At 71.2% G+C, this 24,979-nt stretch carries 17 protein-coding genes; 1 reads left to right on the plus strand and 16 read right to left on the minus strand.

Going from position 1 to position 24,979, the window contains the following annotated elements; translation table 11 throughout:
- Positions 1-2: 2 nt before the first annotated feature.
- The 5 genes from ACZ69Q_RS29240 to proB all read right to left on the minus strand — a co-directional run bounded on the left by ACZ69Q_RS29240 (position 3) and on the right by proB (position 5,259).
- Positions 3-1,103, minus strand: a complete 1,101-nt coding sequence (locus tag ACZ69Q_RS29240) for an SCO2583 family membrane protein (protein WP_471047170.1) — start codon at positions 1,101-1,103, stop codon at positions 3-5.
- Between the two features lie 122 nt (positions 1,104-1,225).
- The gene (locus ACZ69Q_RS29245; RefSeq protein ID WP_471047172.1) at positions 1,226-1,804 is read right to left on the minus strand and encodes an SCO2584 family spore wall biosynthesis protein; all 579 of its coding nucleotides are present in this window, start codon (positions 1,802-1,804) and stop codon (positions 1,226-1,228) included.
- A 185-nt stretch (positions 1,805-1,989) separates the two neighbouring features.
- Positions 1,990-3,276, minus strand: a complete 1,287-nt coding sequence (locus ACZ69Q_RS29250; protein WP_471047174.1) for a glutamate-5-semialdehyde dehydrogenase — start codon at positions 3,274-3,276, stop codon at positions 1,990-1,992.
- Positions 3,277-3,350: 74 nt separating this feature from the next.
- The gene (locus tag ACZ69Q_RS29255) at positions 3,351-3,815 is read right to left on the minus strand and encodes a hypothetical protein (protein WP_107906579.1); all 465 of its coding nucleotides are present in this window, start codon (positions 3,813-3,815) and stop codon (positions 3,351-3,353) included.
- A 337-nt stretch (positions 3,816-4,152) separates the two neighbouring features.
- On the minus strand, positions 4,153-5,259 hold the full coding sequence (proB, locus tag ACZ69Q_RS29260) for a glutamate 5-kinase (RefSeq protein WP_471047562.1): 1,107 nt from the start codon (positions 5,257-5,259) through the stop codon (positions 4,153-4,155).
- A 232-nt stretch (positions 5,260-5,491) separates the two neighbouring features.
- Here proB and ACZ69Q_RS29265 point away from each other — a divergent pair, with 232 nt between their 5' ends.
- A complete protein-coding gene (locus tag ACZ69Q_RS29265) occupies positions 5,492-7,540 on the plus strand; it encodes a hypothetical protein (protein ID WP_471047176.1) in 2,049 nt (682 codons plus the stop codon).
- Here the strand turns inward: ACZ69Q_RS29265 and ACZ69Q_RS29270 are convergent.
- The 11 genes from ACZ69Q_RS29270 to ACZ69Q_RS29320 form a co-directional block, all read right to left on the minus strand.
- The gene (locus ACZ69Q_RS29270) at positions 7,509-8,735 is read right to left on the minus strand and encodes a glycosyltransferase family 2 protein (protein WP_471047178.1); all 1,227 of its coding nucleotides are present in this window, start codon (positions 8,733-8,735) and stop codon (positions 7,509-7,511) included. The genes ACZ69Q_RS29265 and ACZ69Q_RS29270 overlap by 32 nt on opposite strands.
- A gap of 226 nt (positions 8,736-8,961) precedes the next feature.
- The gene (locus ACZ69Q_RS29275) at positions 8,962-11,088 is read right to left on the minus strand and encodes a hypothetical protein (RefSeq protein ID WP_471047180.1); all 2,127 of its coding nucleotides are present in this window, start codon (positions 11,086-11,088) and stop codon (positions 8,962-8,964) included.
- 116 nt (positions 11,089-11,204) lie between these two features.
- Positions 11,205-12,704 carry an SDR family NAD(P)-dependent oxidoreductase gene (locus ACZ69Q_RS29280; RefSeq protein ID WP_471047181.1) on the minus strand — a complete coding sequence of 500 codons (1,500 nt, stop codon included), beginning with the start codon at positions 12,702-12,704 and terminating at the stop codon, positions 11,205-11,207.
- A gap of 387 nt (positions 12,705-13,091) precedes the next feature.
- Entirely contained in the window at positions 13,092-13,271 is a 180-nt protein-coding gene (locus ACZ69Q_RS29285) for a hypothetical protein (RefSeq protein WP_471047182.1), read from the minus strand.
- 101 nt (positions 13,272-13,372) lie between these two features.
- Positions 13,373-14,932 (minus strand): alkaline phosphatase D family protein, encoded by a 1,560-nt coding sequence (locus ACZ69Q_RS29290; protein WP_471047184.1) that lies wholly within the window; start codon positions 14,930-14,932, stop codon positions 13,373-13,375.
- 170 nt (positions 14,933-15,102) lie between these two features.
- The gene (locus ACZ69Q_RS29295; protein WP_471047186.1) at positions 15,103-16,587 is read right to left on the minus strand and encodes an FG-GAP-like repeat-containing protein; all 1,485 of its coding nucleotides are present in this window, start codon (positions 16,585-16,587) and stop codon (positions 15,103-15,105) included.
- A gap of 44 nt (positions 16,588-16,631) precedes the next feature.
- Complete coding sequence (locus ACZ69Q_RS29300; protein WP_471047188.1) at positions 16,632-18,146, minus strand: integrin alpha; 1,515 nt, start codon at positions 18,144-18,146, stop codon at positions 16,632-16,634.
- A 214-nt stretch (positions 18,147-18,360) separates the two neighbouring features.
- Positions 18,361-19,806: a GTPase ObgE gene (obgE, locus tag ACZ69Q_RS29305; protein ID WP_471047189.1), complete on the minus strand. Its 1,446-nt coding sequence runs from the start codon at positions 19,804-19,806 to the stop codon at positions 18,361-18,363.
- Positions 19,807-19,940: 134 nt separating this feature from the next.
- On the minus strand, positions 19,941-20,195 hold the full coding sequence (rpmA, locus tag ACZ69Q_RS29310; RefSeq protein ID WP_351064556.1) for a 50S ribosomal protein L27: 255 nt from the start codon (positions 20,193-20,195) through the stop codon (positions 19,941-19,943).
- Positions 20,196-20,209: 14 nt separating this feature from the next.
- Positions 20,210-20,530: a 50S ribosomal protein L21 gene (rplU, locus tag ACZ69Q_RS29315; RefSeq protein ID WP_007381993.1), complete on the minus strand. Its 321-nt coding sequence runs from the start codon at positions 20,528-20,530 to the stop codon at positions 20,210-20,212.
- Positions 20,531-20,776: 246 nt separating this feature from the next.
- Entirely contained in the window at positions 20,777-24,796 is a 4,020-nt protein-coding gene (locus ACZ69Q_RS29320) for an Rne/Rng family ribonuclease (RefSeq protein WP_471047191.1), read from the minus strand.
- Positions 24,797-24,979 lie beyond the last annotated feature (183 nt).

The following is a 24,979-nucleotide window of genomic DNA, read 5'->3' on the forward strand; positions in this document are numbered from 1 at the left end:
GTTCACACCTTCGGCTGCGACCCCGTCGCCAGCGACCCGCACAGTGCCGTGGCCCCGCCCGTGGCGTACGGGTCGGTGCCGGCCGGGCCGCCCTCCTTCGCCGTCTGGCCCGCGAGCAGCGGATGCAGCCGGTTCGTGGAGTCCTCGGCGCAGGACAGCGGGCCCGCCTGGACATAGGAGACGACGAGCTGGGTCTGGTGCAGCCGCAGGTCCTCGCGGTCGAAGCGGAAGTGCAGCTCACGGCGCACGGTGAACAGCGACGCCTCGGCCGCCTTCGCCGCGGCGTCCGCCTTCTCACCGGCCCCGTCCGCCACTGCCCGCAGCGCGTACACGAACGTGTGGTCGGCGGTGACCTCAAGCGTCGAGGAGTCGGTCTCGGCGGCCTGGAGCGTCCCCTGCACCCGGATGCCTCGATCGGCCAGCTTCGCCTGCGAGGAGTCGAAGCGGACCAGCCACCCGGTCGGCGCATGCCGGCCGTCCGCGGCCGGGTGCCCGAAGCTCTGGTCGAACTGGTCCAGTTGGTCGGGGTCCAGCAGCACCCGCACCGGCCGGACCTGGTCGCCGGTCAGCACCTCCGGGTACAGCGAGGACCGCACGATGTAGTCCTTCGCGATGCTGAGCGCGTTCGTGACCTGACCGTCCGAGAAGTGCGCGGTGCGCCGCGCGGCCGGCAGCGGGATGCCCTCGGCGCCGATCCGGAACTGGGCCGCGGGGCTGCTCGCGTACAGGTGGTCGGTGTCGGCCGTTCCGGGCACCTCGCCCTCGGGGGCGAGCGGGATCACCGTCATCCGCAGGGGCTCGGCGGGCGGTCCGGACTCGGCGGGGCTCTGGTAGGGGTGCCGTACACCCATGTAGATCGCCGTACCGAAGGCCACGGCGATCAACAGGACGAGGACGAGAGCCTGCCGGGACAGCCCCCGGCGCATGGGGGGACGGCGGCGTACGGCAGGGGCGTGGTCTGCCATCCGCTCCTGCGCGGAGAACTCCTGAAGGCGGGCAGCGCGGACGAACGACTCGTCGAAGACGACGGATCGGTACTCTTCCTCGCCACCTCCGGGGCCGCCTTCGGGTGTCCCCTCAGGTGGGTCTCCAGGCCCTCCCATATCTTCAGGGTAGGTCGCGGAGAGCTCGGGTAAACGCCCCGCTGCGCGACAAGTTCTGACAGGTTCTCACCAGGATCGCCCGACAGCTCTCCGTAGCGCTCAGGCCCTCGATCGACCCCGCGTCAGGGCGTGCGCGGGGTTGCCGGAACGGCCGGTGGCGAGTACTCGGCGGAGGCGGAGGGAGCCGCTCCGCTGCCTTGCTCCAGGCCGGTGGAGGCCGGGGGCGGGACCTGGTCCCTGCTGCCGCCCGAGGAGGCGCCGCGATAGACCGCCGTGAAGGCCAGCGCGACCATGCCGATGCCCATCACCAGGGCGAGCATCCAGGCGACGGGACGGTGCCAGCGGACCTGCTTGCCGTACGTCCCCGGGGCGCCGTAGTGGCCTTCGAGGATGTCCGTGTCGTCCAGATCGTCCAGCTCGGGATCATGGCGGAAAGCGGGGCGGTCGTCGGGGCCGTACCCCTCCTCGTACCGCTCGCCCCGGCCGTGGGCCCGGCGTGCTTCCGCCTCGGAGGCCTCCGCTCTGGCCTGGGCGGCGGCAAGGAGGCGCTCGACGGCGGTCGGCTCGTGCACTGCGGCCGCCTGTACGAAGGCCTCGTCGAAGACCACGGAGGCGAACTCTTCGTCCGACACCCCGCGGTCGTGGTCGTCGTCGGGCTCCCAGCCGTCAGGGAACGGCGTGCCCCCCACGTCCTCCGGCACGGGATCCAGAGTAGTCCTGGGGGGTCAATTTGGGCAGACGGTATGGAAATTCATCCGCCCAGTGAGACACCTCTGGTGCAGCACGGAGGCAGTCCGGGGCGCGTGTCGGATGCATATGCCCTGGCCGCGCGCCGTGCGCCCCAAGGCCCGCCGATGCGCCCCGGAGGGCCCGAGAACCGCCTGATTCAGCGCCGTACGTGCCCGTCACCGGTGACGATGTACTTGGTGCTGGTCAGCTCCGGCAGCCCCATCGGGCCGCGGGCGTGCAGCTTCTGCGTGGAGATGCCGATCTCCGCGCCGAAGCCGAACTGGCCGCCGTCGGTGAAGCGGGTGGAGGCGTTCACGGCGACCGTCGTGGAATCGACCAGTTGGGTGAAGCGGCGGGCGGCCTGCTGCGAAGTGGTGACGATCGCCTCGGTGTGGCCGGACGTCCACAGCCGGATGTGCTCGACGGCCTTGTCCAGCGAGTCCACGACCGCGGCGGCGATGTCGTACGACAGGTACTCGGTCTCCCAGTCCTCGGCCGTGGCCTCGACGACGGTCGCCTTGGAGTCCTTGGCGTACGCCATCACCCTCTCGTCCGCGTGCACGGTCACGCCGGCCTCCGCGAGGGCGTCCAGGGCGCGCGGCAGGAACTCGGGGGCGATGTCCTGGTGGACCAGAAGGGTCTCGGCGGAGTTGCAGACGCTGACGCGCTGGGCCTTGGAGTTGATCAGGATCTCGATCGCCATGTCGAGGTCTGCATGGGCGTCGACGTAGACGTGGCAGTTGCCGGTGCCGGTCTCGATGACGGGGACGATCGACTCCGAGACGACCGTCTGGATCAGCGAGGCGCCGCCGCGCGGGATCAGCACGTCGACCAGGCCGCGCGCCCGCATCAGCTCGCGCACGCTCTCACGGCTCTCGCCGGGCACGAGCTGCACGGCGTCGGCGGGCAGCCCGGCCCCGCCCACGGCGTCCCGGATCACCCGGACGAGGGCCGTGTTCGACTCGTACGCCGAGGCGGAGCCGCGCAGCAGCACGGCGTTGCCGGACTTCAGGCACAGGGCGGCGGCGTCCACGGTGACGTTCGGGCGGGCCTCGTAGATGATCCCGACGACGCCCAGCGGGACGCGGACCTGGCGCAGGTCGATGCCGTTGGGGAGGGTCGAGCCGCGTACGACCTCGCCGACCGGGTCGGGCAGCGCGACGACGTCGCGCACATCGGCGGCGATGGCCCGCACCCGCTCCGGCGTCAGCGTCAGCCGGTCGATGATCGCCTCGCTGGTGCCGGCCTCGCGGGCCTTGGCGATGTCCTTGGCGTTGGCCTCGACGATCTCACTCGTACGCACTTCCAAGGCGTCCGCGATGGCGAGCAGCGCGTCGTCCTTCTCGGCCCGCGGCAGCGGGGCGAGGTCGGCGGCAGCGGCCTTGGCGCGGTAGGCGGCCCGGTTGACCGGGGACATGGAGTCGTACGGTGAGAGCGTGGTCATGAAAGAAGGGTAGTGCGGTTGCGCGGCCGTTCCCCCGCGCATTCCGAACCGCGAGACAAGCCGCCCAGGGCCGCTCAATAGGGGTGGACGCCGACCGGAGTCGCCGGCGGCGGTCCGTAGCCCTCGGCGATGCGCTGGTGATAGGTCTCGCGGTCGATGACCTCCAGGCCGACGATCTCCCAGGGCGGCAGTCCGGCGCTCTGCCGGTGCTCGCCCCACAGGCGCAGGGCGACGGCGGCCGCGTCGTGCAGATCGCGGGCCTCTTCCCAGTAGCGGATCTCCGCGTGGTCGCCCGCGTACCGGCTGGTCAGCAGAAAGGGGTGGTCGTGGGCGAGCTGTTCGAGAGCGCGCCGCACCTCCTTCAGCGGAGCCTCCCGGCCGGAGACCGAGAGAGTGACGTGCCACAGGCGGGGCAGGTCCTCGGGCTGCTCGTACCGGTCGCCGGCCGCCACGCTCGTCAAGGCACGCTCCTCACCGGCCGCACGGGACGAGCCCCCACCGGCACTGCGGGACGCCGTCCCAGGGCGCACTCGTCTCACGACGGCCTCCTTTTCGCAGTGACCGACCCGGTGGTCGTGCGGAATGTGTCCCGTAGACAAAGTTGAGCAGGCCGCAAGGGCTCGCGGGGCGATTTTGCGGAACGTCCACCTCAGGGCGACGTTTGAAACGGGGCGTTCCCCCTGTTTTCGGCCGGGGGTCCGGGGGTTGCCCCCGCGAGAACGCAGCGCGGAACGTCCACCTCAGGGCGACGTTTGAAACGGGGCGTTCCCCCTGTTTTCGGCCGAGGGTCCGGGGGTTGCCCCCGGGAGAATGCAGCGCGGAACGTCCACCTCAGGGCGACGCTTGAAACGGGGGCGTTCCCCTGTTTTCGGCTGCCTAGGGCTCGAGGAGCACCAGGTCGTCCCGGTGCACGACCTCCCGCTCGTACTCCGCGCCCAGCTCCCGCGCGAGCTCGCGCGTGGAGCGGCCGAGGAGTTGGGGGATCTCCTTGGCGTCGAAGTTGACGAGTCCGCGTGCGACCGCGCGTCCGGCGCCGTCGCGCAGTTCGACCGGGTCGCCCGCGCTGAACTCGCCCTCGACGGCGGCGATCCCGGCCGGGAGCAGGGACTTGCGGCGCTCCACGACCGCCCGTACCGCGCCGTCGTCCAGGGTGAGCGACCCCTGGGGCGTGGAGGCGTGCTGGAGCCACAGCAGACGGTCGGCGGAGCGCTTGCCGGTGGCGTGGAAGTAGGTGCCGGTGTCGCCGCCGGACAGGGCGTCGGCGGCGTGGACCGCGCTGGTCAGGACGACCGGGATGCCGGCGGCGGCCGCGATCCGGGCCGCCTCGACCTTGGTGACCATGCCGCCGGTGCCGACGCCGGCCTTGCCCGCGCTGCCGATCTCGACGTGCGCGAGGTCCTCGGGCCCCCGTACCTCCGCTATCCGCGAGGTCCCCGGCCTGCTGGGGTCGCCGTCGTACACGCCGTCCACGTCGGACAGCAGCACCAGCAGGTCGGCGCGGACGAGGTGGGCGACGAGGGCGGCGAGCCGGTCGTTGTCGCCGAAGCGGATCTCGTCCGTGGCGACGGTGTCGTTCTCGTTGACGATCGGGAACGCGCCCATCGCGAGGAGCTTGTCGAGGGTGCGCGAGGCGTTGCGGTGGTGGGCGCGGCGGCTCATGTCGTCGCTGGTCAGCAGCACCTGGCCCACGCGGACGGCGTAGCGCGCGAAGGAGGCGGCGTAGCGGGCGACGAGAAGGCCCTGGCCGACGCTGGCGGCGGCCTGCTGGCGGGCGAGGTCCTTGGGGCGGCGGCGCAGCCCCAGCGGGGCGAGCCCGGCCGCGATGGCGCCGGAGGAGACCAGGACGATCTCCCGCTCCCCGCCGCTGCGGCCCTTGGCGAGGACGTCGACCAGCGCGTCGACGCGGTCGGCGTCCAGGCCGCCGGACGCGGTGGTCAGCGACGAGGAGCCCACCTTGACGACGACCCTGCGGGCGTCGTGCACACCCTGTCTTGCCCTTGCCACCTGTGCTCTTCCCCCTCGCCCGGACGCCGGTTGCCTGCCCCGAAATCTACGCGAAGCGGATCCTGCGGCGTGCATCGGTCCAGCCCCCGGACAGCCAAAACGTGACCATTTTCAGCCACCCAAGGCCTTCAAGACATGTGCGTGTCGTCTGTACGCTGCCGCGCGTTAACCGGAGCGCAGACTTCCCGCGCCGACCTTGGAGTGACCGCACTTGCCCACACCCCTGTCCAGCATCCCGGCCAGAGCCCTGGTCGCGGCGCTCCTGGTCGCAGCCTTCTGCGCCCAAGCCGTGGCCGCGCTGCGGCCGAACGTCCCGCTGCTGCTGGCCTCGACGGTCGTGTCCCTGGCCGTCGAGGGCGTGATGTACCGCTGGCAACGCGGCATGCTGTCGGTGTTCGCCAAGTCGCACGCGGACATCACCGTGCGGCATGTGCTGCGGGACCTGCTGCTGGTCGTCGCCCTGCTGCGGCTCGGCGAGCAGAACCGGGAGACGCTGTACACACCGCTGGTCGCGGGCCTGCTCGCCTTCTACGCCCTGCACTGCGCGATCCAGGCGGTCTCGGTGCTGGTCCGCCGCACCCGCACCCTGCCGGTGGTCACCCGCAACATCGACGCCTCCGCGCTGCGCCTGTCCCCCGCCCCGCCGGTCCTGCTGCGCCGCCCCGGCGACCGTCTGCTGGTCTTCGGCCTCCCGGCCACGGCGGGCCTGCTGACCACGGCGGCCACCGACGACCCGCGCTGCGCCGCCCTTGGCATCGCGCTGTCCCTGGGGCTCGGCCTGGTGGGCCTGTACGACCTTCTGGTACGGCTGCTGCCGAGCCGCCGCCCGGCGGGCGAGCACGAGACGCTTCAGTGGCTGGACGCCTGGCTGGCGGAGTACCGGCCGACGGCCGGCCTGTACTTCTCCGGCGGCCTCTCTTCGGCTTATCAGGCGAACATGTGGCTGGAACCGCTCGCACAGCTTGAGGGCCGTCCGCTGATCGTGCTGCGTGAGCGGTTCATGGTGCAGAAGATCGGCCCGACCGACGTACCGATCCTGTGCCTGCCGAAGGTCTCCACGCTGATGCGTCTGGAGGAGTCCTCGCTGGAGGTCCTCATCCACCCCTCGAACTCCGGCAAGACCTCCCAGGTCCTGCGGATCCCCACGCTCAAGCACACCTTCGTCAACCACGGCGAGAGCGACAAGCTGTCGTCCTGCAACCCCTACGCGAAGGCCTACGACGAGGTGTGGGTGGCCGGTCCGGCGGCGCGCGAGCGGTACGCGCTGGCCGAGGTCGGCGTCGAGGACAAGGACGTGGTGGAGATCGGCCGCCCGCAACTGGACGCCGTACGGCCGTACGAGGGGGCGCCGGCCGGTGCGCTCACGACGGTCCTGTACGCGCCGACCTGGGAGGGCTGGGACGGCAACCCGGGCAACACCTCGGTGATCGAGGCCGGCGAGAACCTCGTACGGGCGCTGCTCGCGGACCCGGCCGTGCGGCTGCTGTACAAGCCGCATCCGCTGACCGGGTCGGTCGATCCGCGGGCCGGGGCGGCCGATCTGCGGATCCGTGAGCTGATCCGGGCGGCGGTCCGGGAGCGGGCGGGCGAGCGGCCGCGTGACACCGCGGAACTCGACCTTCGGACGAAGGAGCTGGACCGCCTGACCACGACCGCGATGCGGGCGGGCGCCGACCAGCTCGAGCGGATGCTGCTCCAGTCGGCGCCGGAGCCGGGGCGGGCGGCCTCGGTGGCGGCGGCCACGGCGGCCTGGGAGGAGGCGTACTGGGCCTCGCTCCCCGAAGGGGAGCACCAGGTCTTCATCGGTGCGCGGCCCACGCTGTACGCCTGCTTCAACGTGGCCGACCTGCTGATCAGCGATGTGTCGAGCGTGATCAGCGACTTCCTGGCGAGCGGGAAGCCGTACGCCGTTGCGAACACCAGCGGCCTCGCCGAGGAGGTGTTCCGCAAGTCCTTCCCGACGGTGCGCGCGGCGACCGTCCTGACGCCGGACGCGGCCGGGGTGCCGGACCTGCTGGAGACGGTGCGGCACCCCGATAAGGACGAACTGGTCCAGGCCCGGGCCGAGTTGAAGCGCCATCTGCTGGGGCCGGACGAGCCGACGTCACAGGAGCGCTTCAACGAGGCCGTACAGGCGCTGTGTTCGCAGGCCCGGGAGCACAGGGTGCGGATGGCGGAGCGGCTGGCGGCGGAGGCCGCCACGGAGATCCCCGAGCAGCGCCGGTCGCCTACGCCGCCGCAGCCCGCCCACCCGGCGTAGGCCCGCCGGAGGACCTCAGCACCCGGCGCGCCTTGCGCACCGCACGCCGCAGGAACGAGTCCGCGCCGCCCTCCTGGTAGCCGGGGTAGGCGCGGGCCTGGCGCGGTTCGGCGAGGTACACCGAGTCGGGGATCCCCGCCGCGGCGTCCCGGAAGTGCGGGTAGGCGAGGTACACACGGCGGCCCTTCTTCTCCAGGAGGGCCGCCGGCTGCTTCTTGGCCTTGACGAACTCCACGACCGGCAGCAGGAGTTCGGGGCGCTGCTCGGCGACCAGATGCAGCCGCAGCCGCTCGTCGACCTTGAGGCGGCGGGCGATGCCCGGCGTCCAGAAGGCGTCCATGAGGGGCTTGGCCAGTTCCAGCTTGTGCTGCCGGACCTTCTCGCTGTCCTTGGCGTACTTGGGTCCGAACTGCGGCAGCAGGGTGATGAGGAAGGGCCGCAGCATGAGCAGGTCGCGGCGCTCGCCTGCCGGTACGTGGTCGGCTATCAGGTTCATCAGGGCGCGCGCGGAGTCGAAGCGCAGGCTGTAGCCGCCGCTCTTCGTCACGTGCTTGCCGTCGTCGCGGCCCACCAGGTAGTAGCAGGTGTAGTCGGCGATCACGGAGACGCCGTCGGCCCGCAGATAGGCCTCCATCGTGAACAGTGCGTCCTCGCCGGTCCACAGGGACTCGTCGAAGCGCATGTTGTGCCGGGTCAGCAGCTCACGGCGGAACAGTTTCTGCGCGCTCAGCGTGAACTTGATGTTGGAGGAGAAGACGTCCGTCCGCTCCAGCGTCTTGCCCCACATCGACTTGGGCGCGGTGCGGTTGACGCCCTCGATCCGGCCGAGCACCACGTCCGTGCCGCATCTGTCGGCCATCGCGACCATGCGCTCGAGGGCCTCGGGGCCCAGCCGGTCGTCGGCGTCCAGGAAGAAGACGTACCGCCCGCTCGCCTTGCCCAGTCCGACGTTGCGCGGGCCGCTGGGCCCGCCGGAGTTGTCCTGCCGGATCACGGTCACCTGCATGGGCACACGGCCCGCGAACTCCTTCAGGCACTCCCCCGTGCCGTCCGTCGACCCGTCGTCGACGGCGATGACCTCGATGCGTTCCGGGTCGATGGTCTGGGCCTCGACGGACGCAAGGCACTCGACCAGGTACGGCATCGCTTCGTACGCCCCGATGATCACAGTCACATCAGGCTGCGTGACGGTCACGTTTCCCCCTCGTCAATGGGATATTTCCCCCGTATCAGCTAATTCGCTACCTGGTAGACGGCCGGATATTGGAAGCGGTTGCCTCATGACTGTCATTTGGTGGCCCAGATCACATAGCGAGCTGACATGGGCTCAAGCTATTCGGGCAACGTAAGAGGCCATCCAGAAACGGCGCGGCCCCCGAGGATCGCTCCTCGGGGGCCGCGCCGTTCGTGGGGTCCGCGGGTCAGCCGGCGATGTCGTCCCCGGCCGCCGTCAGCCGCGTCGCCGGTACGGTCGCCGGCTCGGGGTCGGGCTCGGGCTCGGGGTCCGCGTCTGCTCCGGCCGCCGCCCGCGTGTCCTGGCCGGCGTTGCGGGTCTCGGCCTTGCTCGCGAGGTTCGCCACGGCGGTGTTGAACTGCTCGATGGACGTCGGCTCGTCCGGTCCCAGCAGGTACCGCTTGAGGTCACCGCGGTCCTCGGCCAGCGGGTCGGCCGCCGGGTCGCGTACGGCGTCCAGCAGGCCGTCCAGCTCGGTGGCGCCGTTGGACAGGATCACCGCGGCGCGCACGGCCGTGTTCTGCCGCTTGAACTCCTCCACGCCCAGCTCGGCGGAGTCGGTGACGGCGTACGGCTTGCCGCTGGCGATGAAGTCCGAGACCACGCTGGAGATGTCGGAGACCATCGCGTCGGAGACGTTGAAGCAGTCGTACAGCCGCGGCTCGGCGCCCGTGATGACGCGGTGCTCGTGGCTGCCGAAGGAACGCCAGTACGCGGTGTTCCACTCGGCGCGCAGTCGGGCGACCTCCTCGTGCCGGGCGATGTCGACCAGGCCGTCGCGAGTGGCCTCCGCCTCGTCGCCCTTGCCGTTGCCGTTGGCGCCCTTGCCGGACAGCTCGGCGAGCCGGGCCTCGATACGGGCGAGCTCGGCCTTGGCGGCGGTGCGCGCGGCTGCGTCGGCCGTGAAGCGGGCGTCGGTGGCGCGCTCGGCGGCGGCCTGCTCGACCAGGGCGGTGATCCGGCGGTGCGCGGCGCCGGCCTCCTTGCTGACCGTGCCGGTGAACGGGTGGGGCTTGTACAGCACGCGGACCGGCGGGTCGGCCGTCACCAGCTTCCTGACGATGTTCTCGCCGGCCAGCACGATCGAGGTGTTGCCGGGGTTGCCGTCCCAGCCCTCCCAGGTCGGGGCGTACAGGACCGTCGGGATCCGGCCCTCGGGGACACCGCTGAAGCCCTTGATCGGCGCGAGCTGCGGGCGGCCGACCTCGACGATGTCGTCGTCGCGGACGCCGACGTCGGCTATGGCGTAGCGGTCGCGGCCCGCGCGGCCGGCGGTCCACACCTCGTCGTAGACCTTGCTGTACGGGTTGACGCTGGCCAGCTTGTCGCTGTCGCCGTGGCCGATGAAGACGTGCTTCATGGTGGGCACGCGCAGCAGGTGGATGTTCTTGCCGACGTTCGCGGCGTACAGGGCGACGCGCACGTTGGTCAGGTCCAGGTTCATCAGGTGCACGCCGCCGGGCACGCAGATGACGGGGACGGTGGTGGCCGCCATGTTGTTCAGGATGACCCGCTCACGCAGGATGATCAGCGGCTTGGAGTTGAGTTGCTCCATGGTCTCCAGCCACATGTTGACCTGGTACGCGGAGTCCTTGGAGCCGGAGAAGTACAGCACCGTCTCGGGCCGGTACTCGGCCAGCCAGTCGTCGACGGCGGCCAGGACCTTCTCCGCGTTCGGCGGGACCTTCGCGCCGCGCACGTACGGCACCAGCCCCAGCACGTACAGCACGCCCAGGCCCACCGTGATGCCGATGCCGATGAAGCCCGCCACGGCCGACTCCACGGCCGCCGAGACGAGGATGCCGGCCACGGCCGCGAGGTCCAGGTGCAGCATCTTCTCGGCGGAGCGGTGCAGCAGCACGCGCGGCGGGGCGTCCGGGATGCGGATGCGCGAGGCGAGGTCGACGTTGCGCGTGGCGACCGGCATCCGGCGGCGGTTGCGGATCAGGGTGACCAGCGCGCCGTGCGGGGCCTGCAGGCCGTAGAAGGCTATGAAGCAGGCGACCGCGCCGTAGTAGACCAGGTCGTCCGCGAGGCCGAGCCGGGCCAGCAGCAGGATCAGCAGCAGCTCCCTGATCAGGAAGCGGATCGACAGACCGGCCCGGACCTTGCTCAGGCGGTTGACCAGGTAGCTGCCCTTGCGGTGCAGATAGTGGTCCGCCAGGTACGTCACGGCGGCCGCGGCCGCGAAGGCGGGGACGCTCGGGACGAGCGCGGCAAGCATGAGTGCCGGGAAGCCCAGCATCATGAGGGCCGCCGCGGCCAGCTCGGCCGTGCTGCCCACCCGGGCGACGCGAATAGCAGTGGATATCACGGAGAACCTGCTCAGGAGAGGGGCCGGTCTGAAGGGGGAAGGACTCAGGCCCCTGTGAATTCTTCGTGAACGAAGATTCGCAGAGGCCTGAATTCCATAAGGCTATTAAATCTTGATTATGCCATGCCGTCCTGCCGGTCCAGGACACTGGCCAGCGCCTGCTCGAAGCCGGAGGCCTGGCCGGCGGCCGCCGTCGGGTCCTGCTGGCGGACGTCGATGACATGGCCGGTCAGTTCGGACAGCAGCACGTCCAGGGACGTCCGGGCGACGGCCTCGGAGGAGAGCAGGCTGCCCGCGGGCTCCTGGCCGAAGGCCTTGGTACGCATCGGGGTGGCGGTGCGCTCCGGGTTGATGCAGTTGACGCGGATGCCGTCGCCGGCCCACTCGTCGGACAGGGCCTGGGTGAGGTTCACCATGGCGGCCTTGGTCGAGGAGTACAGGCTGTACTCGGCGCGACCGCGGGTGTAGCTGCTGGAGGTGTACAGCAGCAACTGGCCCTTGGTCTCGGACAGGTACTTGTACGAGGAGCGCGCGATCTGCACCGGGGCCAGGTAGTTGACCTTCAGCGCCTCCTCGATGGTGGCGTTGTCGGTCTCGGCCAGCTTGCCGATGCGCAGCACACCGGCGGTGTTGACGACGTAGTCGATCCGGCCGGTCTCCGCGTACGCCTTGGACAGCGCGTCGTCGACCTCCTCCGGGTTCTCCACGTGCGTGCCGGTGGTGGAGCGGCCCAGCGCGTACACCTTGGAGCCGTAGGACTCGGCGAGTTCGGCGATGTCCTTGCCGATGCCGTAGCTGCCGCCGAAGACGACGACGGTCTTGCCGGTCAGCAGCTCGCGGTAGGCCTCCTCGGAGACCTGCTCGGGCGTGGCGGTGGAGGCCAGTTGGAAGAGCTTGTCGGCGATGAAGACGTCGACGGGCTGGGTGACCTTCATGTTGTACTCGTCGCCCGCGACGACGTGGATCGGCACGTCCGGCAGGTACTTGAGCACGACGGAGCAGTCGTCCGTGGCCTGGAAGTTGGGGTCGCCGGCGGCGACCTCGTAGGCCCGCTTGATCGTGGACAGCTTGAAGGCCTGCGGCGTCTGGCCGCGGCGCAGCCGGGAGCGGTCCGGGATCTCGGTGATGAACTCGCCGTCCTCGCCGTGCGTGCGCGTGACGATGATGGTGTCCGCGGACGGGATGGCGACGTCGACGGCCTGGAAGCGCTCCAGCGCCACGACACAGTCGTCGATCACTCGCTGTGACAGCAGCGGGCGTACGGCGTCGTGGAACAGGACGTTCAGGTCCTCGCCCTCGGCCAGGCCCTCACCGAGGGCCGCGATGGCGCGCTCGGTGGTCTCGTTTCGCGTCGAGCCGCCTTCGATGATCTTCTTGACCTTGGTGAACCCGGCCTTGGCGACGATCTTCTCGATGTCCGGCACGTAGCCCGGCGCCATCAGCACGATGATGTCGTCGATCGAGTCGGCCTTCTCGAAGGTGGTCAGGGTGTGCTCGATGACTGCCTTGCCGGCGATCTTCAGCAGTTGCTTGGGGATCGACAGACCCACCCGCTGACCGGTGCCACCGGCCAGGATCACTGCGGTGGTACGGGGCTTGGCTATGTGCTGGGACACAGGTGACCTACCTTGTGGCGACTGGGAACTTGGAAATGGTCCCACTTGTGGTTACCGCAGTGCAAGGTGAGCGTCCCCGCCTGCATATGTGCGCGCAACCTGTCATTCACCTTGTACGCATGGTCAATGGCGAGAAGCCCTCCCAAGGTTCCGGGTAATTGCTGTGAGTAACCGCACAGGCGGCGGCACGGGGCCGGCGAAGCCGCAACCGCTTGAGGCAACGGTGCCCGAGTACCCGAACGAGTCCCCCCGACGACGCCTGACGGACCGTGCGCCACTTTGCGGACGCGTTGCGCCGTACGGGTGCCGCGGCGGCCTCGGCGGCCCATCGCGGGGTGCAGATCTTCACATCGCCGGGACCGGGAGCGCACGTGTTCTTCATATGCATCACGGCGTCGTTCCGGACGAGCTGTGAATACAGCTCCGCGGCAGTTCATTGGCGCGGAATTCCTTATTAAGATTCCGCAGCATTTCGGTCTCGGCGAGGGTGAGCGAGCGATTCGCCGCGTCCGGAATGGGACGCAACAGACCTTTCGGCAGCCCGGGCGGCGCCTCGAAGGTGCGCATCAGCCCCTCGCCCGGCGCCGACCGCTCGCGCCCGGCGCTCGACGAGCCGGTCGACCTGGGACACGGATGAGTCCCAGGTCTCCCACCGGCCGTCGCGGCGGTTACACGACCTCGACGCCCGGCCTGCCCGCCTCCACCCGCAGTTGCGCGAGCGTGCTCGGCGTCGCCGTCTGTGCGCGGACCGTGTCCACGACCCTGACCTGCGCGTCGATGCCGTCGCGGCGGATGTCGAAGAGGTGGTAGCCGCGGTGGGCGTCGAGCAGCTTCCAGTGCGGGTTGTCCGGCACTCGCGGGTCCCACTCCTTGTGGAACGCGGCCTGGTCCTGGTCGCCGTTGCTGGAGATGGACGTACCGACGAACTCTGCGCCCACGACGGCGGAGTCCGGGTCGGCGTAGTCCTCCTTGAGGTCGCTGATCATCGTCAGATGGCGGTCGCCGGTGAACACGACCGGGTTGCGGACGTGCTTCAGCTCCTCCATCAGCTCGTTGCGTTCCGCCTGGTAGCCGTCCCAGGCGTCGTAGAACCAGAGCTTGCCCGGGCCGACCTGGAGGTCGGTCTCGGCCATCATGATCTGCGAACCGATCATGTTCCAGCGGGCCGGCGAGTGCCGCAGCCCGTTGATCAGCCACTCCTTCTGCTCGGCGCCCAGCATGGTGAGCGACGGGTCCTGGGCCGCCTCCTGGGTCTTGACCTGGTCGCTGCGGTACTGGCGGGTGTCCAGCACGCTGAGCCGGGCCAGCCGGCCGAACTCCAGACGGCGGTACATCTGGATGTGCGGGCCGTTCGGGATGGCGCTCGCCCGGACCGGCATGTGCTCGTAGTACGCCTGGTAGCCGGCCGTCAGCCGGGCCACGAAGGCGTCGTGCGACTGCTTGTCCGGGTCCTGCGGGATCTCGCCGGCGAAGTCGTTGTCGATCTCGTGGTCGTCGAAGGTGACCACGAAGGGCGCGTTCGCGTGCATCGCCGCGAGGTCCGGGTCGGTGCGGTACTGGGCGTACCGGTTGCGGTACTGCACCAGGCTGTACGGCTCACCCGTGCCCTCGTGCCGGCGCACGCCCGTCGACGACGGCGTCGACTCGTAGATGTAGTCGCCGACGAACAGGACGAAGTCGGGGTCCTGCTCCAGCATGTCGGCGTACGGCGTGAAGTAGCCGTGCTGCCAGTTCTGGCAGGACGCCAGTGCCATGCGCAGACTGCCGCCGGAGCTGTGCGGGTGGGGCGCGGTGCGGGTGCGGCCGGTGGGCGAGAGCTGGCCGCCGGCGCGGAAGCGGTACCAGTAGGTGCGGCCCGGCCGCAGTCGCCGTACGTCGACGTGAACGCTGTGCCCCAGCTCGGGCCGGGCCTGGGCGACGCCCCGGCGCACCGGCTTGCGGAACCGCTCGTCCTCGGCGAGCTCCCACTCGACCGAGACGACGGCGTCGGGCATGCCGCCGCCGTTGAACGGGTCGGGCGCGAGCCGCGTCCACAGCACGATGCCGTCGGGCAGCGGGTCGCCGGAGGCGACGCCGAGGCTGAACACGCCGTCGGGCAGCGGTGTTTCGGCTGCTCGGGCGGCGGTCGGCAGCCACAACTGGGCGGAGGCCGCGGCGCCGAGCACGGCGGCTCCGGCGGTCAGGAAACGGCGTCTGTCGGTGGACACGGGCCCGGTCTCTCCGGTCATCGGCGAACTCCCTTGCCTCGCTGGCCTCTTGGACACTTCGGATGCTCACGCTTCAGGGCGGTCCGCCCGTTGAACGGCATACTTCGCGTGCATGACAAACAGGGAGACAACAGAAGACCCGTCGCAGTGGTGCACGAACGTGCCCTGGCCGCGACGGGTCTGTCGATGGATCAGTACGTGAACCCGGCGCCGAGGCGGGCGTTCGCCGCGACCGTGCCGAGGGTGCCGGCCCCGAAGGTGAACGAGCCGGTCGGGGTGATCCCGGCCGAGGTCGACCTGAACACCCACACCGAGCCGGCGTCGGCGTTCTCCCCCGGTGCGCCGACGACGAGTTCGGCACGGCCGTCGCCGTTGCCGTCGACGAGGTGGGTGGCGGTGCCGAAGACGTCCTTGGTCTCCGCCGCGCCCGGCACCTCGGCGGTGGCCTGGTTGACGCCCTTGGCGCCGGTGCCGTTCAGGCCGCCCGCGCCGCCGCGCAGGACGACGGTGCCGCCGGCGTCGCTCAGGCCGTCGAAGTCCTCGCCGGGTACGCCCGTCGCGACATCGGCGTACCCGTCGCCGTTGACGTCGGCGACCGAGATGTCGGTCCCGAAGCCGTCGCCGCGCTCGGCGGCCCCCGGGACCCCGGTGCTGTCCTGGTTGACGTACATCACCTTGGTGCCGACGGGCCCGTTCGCGGAGCCGGGTATGAAGGCGACCCGGCCGCCCCTGGGGATCGGCGTGTCGAGGTCGCTGTCGTAGCCGTCGACCGGACGGCCCACGACGATGTCCGCGTACCCGTCCCGGTTCACGTCCCCGACGCCGACGGACTCGCCGCCCTGCACCCGCAGCCCCCGCGCGTCGCGGACCTGGGTGCCCTCGGCCAGGCCGTCCGGCGTGCCCCGCCAGTAGGTCACCCGGCGGGCGTCGTACTCGTCGCCGTCGTTCATCGTGCCGACGACGTCGTCGATGCCGTCCCCGTCGACGTCGCCGGTGGCCAGGTCCAGGAAGCGGGGGTCGGAGTCGTCGGCGACGGTCTGCTCGCCACCGCTGGCGGCACCGTCCCGGCCGAACGGCCCCTTGACGACGCGCAGTTTGTAGGTGCCCTCCACGACCACGAGGTCCGTCGTCCCGTCGCCGTTCACATCGCCGAGGGTGAGCCGTCCGTGCTCGCTGAGCCGGTCGTAGGTGGAGTGCCCGTACGCCAGCGCGGCCCCGCCCGACAGCCCCTTCGGGCCGCCCCACACGACCTGCACGAGCCCGGTCTCGGCGCCCCCTTCGACCGAGTCCTCGCCGGTGACGCCGACGACGAGGTCCGCGTAGCCGTCCCGGTCGAGATCGGCGGTACCGACCGCGCTGCCGAACCGGTCGCCGGTCTCGGCGGAGTCGGGGACGCCGGTGGCGTTCTGGCTGATGACCTGCTTGGACGTGGTCTTGAGCCCGCTCGCCGACCCGTACACCACGGCGACGTACCCGGCCTGCGTCTTCCCGCCGACGGTCGCGTCGGGCGCCGCCACCGCGAGGTCGGAGTAGCCGTCGCCGTTGAAGTCGTCGTGCAGCTCGGCGGCGGCCGGCGCGGAACCGGCCGACGCCTGCGCCGCCGGGAGGACGACGGCGCCGGTGACGGCCATGACGACCGCGAGGCACGTGCGGAGCGTGCCACGGTGCTTGTTCATGTCGCTTTCTCCTGTGTCGCGTTCGTACGGGGATGTGGTCGCCGTCAGTCGGCCGTCGAGGCTCCGAACAGGGCCCCGGTCGCGGGCAGGCCCATGGTGGCCGAGCCGAACGAGAAGGAGCCGCTCGCCGTGACGCCGGAGGAGGTGGCCGAGAGGACCCACAGGGAGCCGTTGCCCGCGTTCTCGGCCGGGTCGCCGACGACCAGGCCGTCCTTCTTGTCGCCGTTGCCGTCGACGAGGGCGCTCTCCGCGCCGAACCGGTCCGCCTTCTCGGCGGTGCCCGGCACCCCGGCGGTGTTCTGGCTGAACGACTTGTATCCGCTCGCGGTCAGCCCGCTCGCGCTGCCTCGCAGCACCAGCACGGTGCCGGCGTCGGTGATGCCGTCGAAGTCCTCGCCGGGCAGCCCGGTCGCGACGTCGAGGTAGCCGTCGCCGTTGGTGTCGCCGATCGACAGGCCCGAACCCATGCCGTCGTGGTACTCGCCGACGCCCGGCACACCGGGGCTGTCCTGGTTGATCCACACCGGCTTGCGGGTGGTGGAGACGCCGCCGGGGCCGCCGTACACGACGATCAACGCGCCGCCCCTGGTGGGGAGTTCGACGTCGCTGTCGTAACTGTCGTTGGAGTGGCCGACGACGATGTCGGCGTACCCGTCCTTGTTCAGGTCGCCGATCTCGATGTCCTCGCCGCCGATGATGCGGCCCTGGCCGTCCTTGAGTACGCCCTTGTCGGTGAAGCCGTCGGGCCCGCCGACGAGCAGCGACACCACGCGCGAGTCGGGCTCCTCGGTGGAGGTGCTGCCCACGGCCAGGTCGGCTATGCCGTCGCCGGTCACGTCACCGGCCGCGATCAGCCCGAAGAAGCTCATGCCGTCCGGGTCGACGGTGAAACGCCTGGCGCTCGCCGAGTTGCCGTCGCGGGTGAACGGACCGCTCAGCACACTGCCGTCGCCCTGGCCGAGCTCGTCGCCGTACGGGTCGCCCATCATCGTCACATCGGGGTTCTTGTCCCCGTCGACGTCCGCCACGGCGAAGGCGCCCAGGCTGGTGGCCGGTACGTCCCGAAGGAAGGTCGGCTCGGCGGACAGCCCCTTGGGGCCACCCCAGTTGACGACGACGAAGCGTCCTTCGTAGCCGCTCACCGGGCTCGACCTCGTGGTCGACAGCAGGTCGGCGTATCCGTCCCGGTCGAGGTCGGCGCTCTGGAGGGCGGAGCCGTACTCGGTCCGCGCCGGCGAGGCTCCCGTCCGGCTCGCCCAGGTCAGCACCTGCTTGCGTGAGGTCGACAGCCCGCTCGACGAGCCGTACAGCACGCTGACCGCCCCGGCCTTCGTCTGCCTGCCGAGCGCGGTGCCCGGGGCGCCGATCGCCACGTCGGGATACCCGTCCCCGTTGAAGTCGTCGTGCAGCCGCTTGCTGCTCGGCGCTGCGGTCGTCGCCTCCGTGGCGGCGTTGACGGCGGGGACCACAAGTGCACCGGCGAGGAGCGCGATGCCGGTGGCGAGCACCAGGCGTCTGCGGCGGGACAGGAGGGTGCGGCGGCGGGAACGCGAGGGCACGGCAACTCCGGCGGTCGGAAAGGCGGTTGGAACGCGTGGCGAGGTCCAAGATCCTCATCCACGACGCCCAGTACGACTCACCGGCATGCCGTGTGGTTGCCCTGGGATACCCCGGGAATTTTCCCGCCGTTCACCGATTCGGCCAGTGCCGAGTCCGGGCACGACAACGCCGGGGCGCCTTTTCGGCACCCCGGCGTCCTCAGAACCGGCTGTCTCAGAACGGCTCGAAGTCGTCGAACTCCCGCGACGCCTCGTCCCGTTCGGCCTCCCGGTCACGCCTGCGCTGTGCGGCGGGCCGCGGTGCCTCGAAGCGGTGGTCCTCGCCCCGGCGCCCGAGCATCTCGGCACCGGACATCATCGTCGGCTCCCAGTCGAAGACGACGGCGTTCTCCTCGGGGCCGATGGCGACGCCGTCCCCGGAGCGGGCCCCCGCCTTCATCAGCTCCTCCTCGACACCGAGGCGGTTGAGCCGGTCGGCGAGGTAGCCCACCGCCTCGTCGTTGTTGAAGTCGGTCTGCCGCACCCAGCGCTCGGGCTTCTCGCCCCGCACCCGGAACAGCGGCTCCCCGCCGGCCTCCTCGGGCGTCACGGTGAACCCGGCGTCGTCGACGGCCTTGGGCCGGATCACGATCCGCGTCGCCTCTTCCTTCGGCTTCGCGGCCCGCGCCGTGCCCACCAGCTCGGCCAGCGCGAACGACAGCTCCTTCAGCCCCATGTGCGCGACCGCCGACACCTCGAAGACCCGGTAACCACGGGCCTCCAGGTCCGGCCGCACCATCTCGGCGAGGTCCTTGCCGTCCGGTACGTCGATCTTGTTCAGGACGACGATCCGCGGCCGGTTGTCCAGGCCGCCGTACTCCCGCAGCTCCGCCTCGATGATGTCCAGGTCGGAGACGGGGTCACGGTCGGACTCCAGCGTCGCGGTGTCCAGGACGTGCACCAGCACGCTGCACCGCTCGACGTGCCGCAGGAACTCCAGGCCCAGGCCCTTGCCCTGGCTGGCACCCGGGATCAGGCCCGGTACGTCGGCGATGGTGTACACGGTCGAGCCGGCGGTCACCACGCCGAGGTTGGGCACGAGGGTCGTGAAGGGGTAGTCCGCGATCTTCGGCTTGGCGGCGCTGAGCACCGAGATCAGCGAGGACTTGCCCGCGCTCGGGTAACCGACCAGCGCCACGTCGGCGACCGTCTTCAGCTCCAGGACGATGTCCTGAAGATCCCCGGGCACACCGAGCAGCGCGAAGCCGGGCGCCTTGCGCCGGGCGGAGGCGAGGGCCGCGTTGCCGAGGCCGCCACGGCCGCCCTGGGCCGCTACGTACGACGTCCCGTGCCCGACCAGGTCGGCGAGGACGTTGCCCGCGCGGTCGAGGATGACGGTGCCGTCCGGCACCGGGAGGACGAGGTCCTGGCCGTCCTTGCCGGAGCGGTTGCCGCCCTCGCCGGGCTTGCCGTTGGTGGCCTTGCGGTGCGGCGAGTGGTGGTAGTCGAGCAGCGTGGTGATCGACTGGTCGACGGTGAGGATCACGTCCCCGCCACGTCCGCCGTTGCCGCCGTCGGGTCCGCCGAGCGGCTTGAACTTCTCACGATGGACGGAGGCACAGCCGTGGCCTCCGCTACCCGCGGCGACGTGCAGTTCGACGCGGTCCACGAAGGTGGTCATGGTGGGGTGCCTCCAGCACTGCGAAAACGTACGGATATATCTCTTGCGTAACACGCGAAAGGCGGACCCGCCTTCCCGACCGGGAAGTGAGGTCCGCCTCGCGAAGCGTTCGGTCGAGCCTTGGGTCAGACGACTCAGGCGACCGGAACGATGTTCACGACCTTGCGGCCACGGCTGGTGCCGAACTCCACCGCACCGGCCTGAAGCGCGAACAGCGTGTCGTCGCCGCCACGGCCGACGCCGGAGCCCGGGTGGAAGTGGGTGCCGCGCTGGCGGACCAGGATCTCACCCGCGTTGACGACCTGACCGCCGAAACGCTTCACGCCGAGGCGCTGAGCGTTGGAGTCACGACCGTTCCGGGTGGACGATGCGCCCTTCTTGTGTGCCATCTCTCCTCAGTCCCTTACTTCGCAGCCGCGGGGATCTCAGTGACCTTGATCGCCGTGTACTGCTGGCGGTGGCCCTGACGACGGCGGTAGCCGGTCTTGTTCTTGTAGCGAAGGATGTCGATCTTGACGCCCTTGTGGTGGTCCACGACCTCGGCCTGGACCTTGATGCCGGCCAGGACCCACGGGTCGCTGGTCACAGCGTCGCCGTCGACAACGAGCAGGGTCGAGAGCTCGACCGTGTCGCCAACCTTGGCAGTGGAAATCTTGTCAACCTCAACGATGTCGCCGACAGCAACCTTGTGCTGGCGACCACCGCTGCGCACGATGGCGTACACGCGGATCTCACTCTCTCGCTCGGGAACGGCACCCCCGCAGTCCAGCCGTCCGGCACGCGGACAGCCTCTCCAGGACACCCAGTGCTCCGGAGGAAGAGGTTTACGGGGATGTGGCGTGCCTATATCCACTGACACGCCGACGGTCAAGGTTACGGGGCCGTGGCCGGAAGGGTCAAACCGGGCCGGGCCCCAGGAGAGTGGGGCCGGTCACAGGGACCGGCCGCACCACACGTCATTCGTCGTGTGTCACTCGTCGGTGGCGGCGGAGACCGTGGTCTTCTTCGCCGTCGACTTGGCCGCGGCCGTCTTGGTGGTCTTCGCCGCCTTCTTGGCCGTGACCTTCTTGGCGACCGTCTTCTTGGCCGCGGTCTTCTTGGTGGCGGCCTTCTTCGCCGTCGCCTTCTTGGCCGTCTTACGGGCCGTCTTCTTGGCCGGAGCGGCCTCCTCGACGCCCTCCTGCGCGGCCGGGGCCTGCGCCTCGGCGGTGGGCTCGGCCTGCGTCTCGCCCGCCGGGACGACCAGGACGGCCGCCTCGTCGGACGCGGTCGGCGCGGTGGCCTTGCGCACGGCACGGCGTCGCGGACGGGCCGGGGCGGCGCTCTCGGCGACCGGCTCTGCCGCGGCGGGAGCCTCCTCGGCCGGGGCCTCGGCGACCGGCTCGGGCGTGGCGGCGGCCGTCTCGCCGACCGTCACCACGGTGGCCTCGGCACCCGCGGGCGACCCGGCGGGCGCGGACACCTTGCGGGTGGCGCGACGCCGCGTACGGCCCTTGGGCGCGGCTTCCTCGGCGGCCGCGCTCTGCACGACCGCGTCCTCCGCAGCCGCCGGCTCGGCCTTGGCCTGCGCGGCCGGCTCCGGCTGCACCGGACGCTCGATCTCCTCGGCGACGGTCACGTCCTGAGCGGTGGGCACCGCCCCGGCCTTCCTCGGCGCACCCGCCGGAGCCGACACCCGCCGGCCTCCGCGGCGCCGCGAACGACCACCGCGTGCGGCGGCCTCGGCCTCGGCGACACTGCTGTACAGCTCCTCGTCCGGCGCGAACGCCGGCTCGGCCAGCGCGGCCGGCGCCGCGACCTCGGCAGCGACCTCGGCCTCGGTCTCCGCCTCCTCCTCGGCCGTCTCGGCCGGCTCGGTGGCGACGGACGCCTCGTGGACGTGCTCGGGACCGGCACCGGCCCGCGCGCGCTTCTTGCGCTTGCCGCCGCCACCGGTGGACGTCGGCTGCTCCATGTGCACGATGACACCGCGGCCGTTGCAGTGGACGCAGGTCTCGGAGAAGGACTCCAGCAGGCCCTGGCCGACCCGCTTGCGGGTCATCTGGACGAGCCCCAGCGAGGTCACCTCGGCGACCTGGTGCTTCGTCCGGTCCCGGCCCAGGCACTCCAGCAGGCGCCGCAGCACCAGGTCCCGGTTGGACTCCAGCACCATGTCGATGAAGTCGATGACGATGATGCCGCCGAGGTCGCGCAGCCGAAGCTGGCGGACGATCTCCTCGGCCGCCTCCAGGTTGTTCCTGGTGACGGTCTCTTCGAGGTTGCCGCCCTGACCGGTGAACTTGCCGGTGTTGACGTCGACGACGACCATCGCCTCGGTCCGGTCGATCACCAGCGAACCGCCGCTGGGCAGCCAGACCTTGCGGTCCAGCGCCTTGGCGAGCTGCTCGTCGATCCGGTACGTGGCGAAGACGTCGACCTCGCTGGTCCACTTCTGAAGCCGCTCGGCCAGGTCCGGCGCCACGTGCGAGACGTACCCGTGGACGGTCTCCCAGGCGTCGTCACCGCTGACGACGACCTTGGAGAAGTCCTCGTTGAAGATGTCGCGGACGACCCGGACGGTCATGTCCGGCTCGCCGTACAGCAGCGTCGGGGCGTTGCCGTTCTTGGCCTTCTTCTGGATCTCTTCCCACTGCGCCTGGAGCCGCTCGACGTCGCGGCGCAGCTCGTCCTCGCTCGCGCCCTCGGCGGCGGTGCGCACGATGACGCCCGCGTCCTCGGGGACGATCTTCTTGAGGATGGTCTTCAGCCGGGCCCGCTCGGTGTCGGGCAGCTTGCGGCTGATGCCGGTCATCGAGCCCTCGGGGACGTACACGAGGTAGCGGCCCGGCAGGGAGACCTGGCTGGTCAGACGGGCACCCTTGTGGCCGATCGGGTCCTTCGTCACCTGGACGAGCACGGACTGGCCGGACTTCAGGGCGGACTCGATACGACGCGGGCCGTTGGCCATGCCCAGCGCCTCGAAGTTGACCTCACCGGCGTAGAGCACGGCGTTGCGGCCCTTGCCGATGTCGATGAAGGCGGCCTCCATCGACGGCAGCACGTTCTGGACCTTGCCCAGGTAGACGTTGCCGACGTACGAGGTCGACTGCTCCTTGTTGACGTAGTGCTCGACGAGGACGTTGTCCTCGAGGACGCCGATCTGCGTACGGTCGCCGTACTGGCGGACCACCATCACGCGCTCGACCGCCTCACGGCGGGCCAGGAACTCGGCCTCGGTGATGATCGGCACCCGGCGGCGGCCCTGCTCACGGCCTTCCCGGCGGCGCTGCTTCTTGGCCTCCAGGCGCGTGGAGCCCTTGATGGACTGCACCTCGTCGGACGGCTCGGCCTTCGGGCGCGGCTCGCGGACCTTGACGACGGTGCGCTCGGGGTCGCCGTCGCCGGGCTCGGTGTCCACGGAGGTGTCACCGGCGCGACGACGACGGCGACGGCGGCGACGGCTGGAGGAGCTGGACCCGGAGCCGTCATCGGCACGGTCGTCCTCGGCGTCCTCTTCCTCCTGCTCGGCGGTGTCCTCGGCGTCCTGCTCGGCCTGCGCGGCGGCGGTCTCGTCGGTGTCCTCGGCGTCCGACTCCGCGGACTCGCCGCGACGACGGCGCCGGCCACCACGCCGGCGGCGACGACGGGACCCGGTGTCCTCGGTCTCCTCGCCGTCGGCGATGTCCTCGGCGCCGTCCTCGGCGTCCTCGGTCTCGTCCTCGGCGGCGGTCTCGACGACCTGCGTCTCGGTCTCCTCGGCGTATCCGCCGCTGCGGCGGCGACGACGGCGCCTGGACGCGCCGGCCTGCTCCTCCGGGAACTCCTCGACGTCCTCGGTCTCCGCCTCCGCGGCGGCGGCCTGGGCGGCGGCGCGCTCGGGCGTCTGGAACTGGGGCTCGGTGAACACGGGCGCCTGGAACACGGCCACGGCGGGCCGCGCCGGGCGCGGTGCGTCCTCGGCGTCGTCGGAGGCGGCGGTCCGACCGGGCTCGGCGAACCCGCCGGCGGCCCGACGGACGACCCGGCGACGGCGCCGGGGCCCGGCTTCCTCGCCGGTCTCGGCGGCGGGAGCCTCGGCGGCCGCGGTCTCATTGCCGACACCGGTGGCCACGGCGGTCTCCGCCGTCACAGGCGTCTCGGTGGACTCGGGCGACTCCGGCGATTCGGCGGGAGCCTCTGTGGCAACGGCCTCGGCCGCGCGCCGCGTTGCACGACGACGGGTACGACGCGGAGCGGCCTCCTCGGCCACCTCCGCGGGCTCGGCGGTCTCGACTGCGGCGGGCGCCTCGGGTGCCTCCGTCTCGGCGGCGGCCTCCGCGGCGTCCGGAGCCCCGGCGGGCGCGGACACCCGACGCGTGGCACGACGACGCGCACGACGCGGGGCGGCCTCCTCGGCCACCTCCGCGGGCTCGGCGGTCTCGACTGCGGCAGCGGCCTCAGCGGGCTCGGCCGCCTCGACGGGCGCGGGGGCACCGGCGGGTGCCGACGCCCGGCGCACGGCACGGCGGCGCGTACGGGGCGCGGCCGGCTCGGCGGGTACCTCGGTGCTCTCCGCGGCGGCGACCGGGGTCTCTTCCTCGGCGACCGGCGCGGCGGCCGTCACGGGAACGACGGTCTCGGCAGCCTCGGCGGCCTCGGGCGACCCGGCGGGCGCGGACGCGCGGCGCACCGCACGGCGACGCGGACGACCGGTGGGTGCGGCCTCCTCGGCGGCCGCCACGGCCTCCGCCTGCTCCTCGGTCTCTTCGTCCTCGGCGGCCTCAGGAGTCACCTCGGCCTCGAGGGCCTCGACGTTCTCCTCGGCCTTTTCGGCCTCTTCGGTCACGGCCGCGACATCCGCGACCTCCGCGACCGGTATGGCCGGCTCGACAACCTCCGTGGGCTGCCCTTCGGCGGCGGCCACGGGCGGTCCCGCCGGGCGGGACGCGGCACGACGCCGACGGCGCGGCGGCAGGGTGTCGCTAGGAGTGTTCAGTTCGGAACCCTCGGTGGGTTCGGTCGGTTCGAGCATGCGGGCGTTTCTCCCGTCAGGCTCCCGGGCGCCGCGCCTGGTCCGGCAGCATGCCGGTGACGTCCGCGGCTCGCGCGGTGCGCGACTGCCGCCGTCCGGGGCGCGGGCGCCGCACGGGAGCTCTCTGTGTCCTGTCTCGCCGGTTCCGTACGCCTCATGCGCACGGCCTGGCGAAAGTCTTCT

It is taken from the genome of Streptomyces sp. NPDC036764 (genome assembly GCF_055609385.1).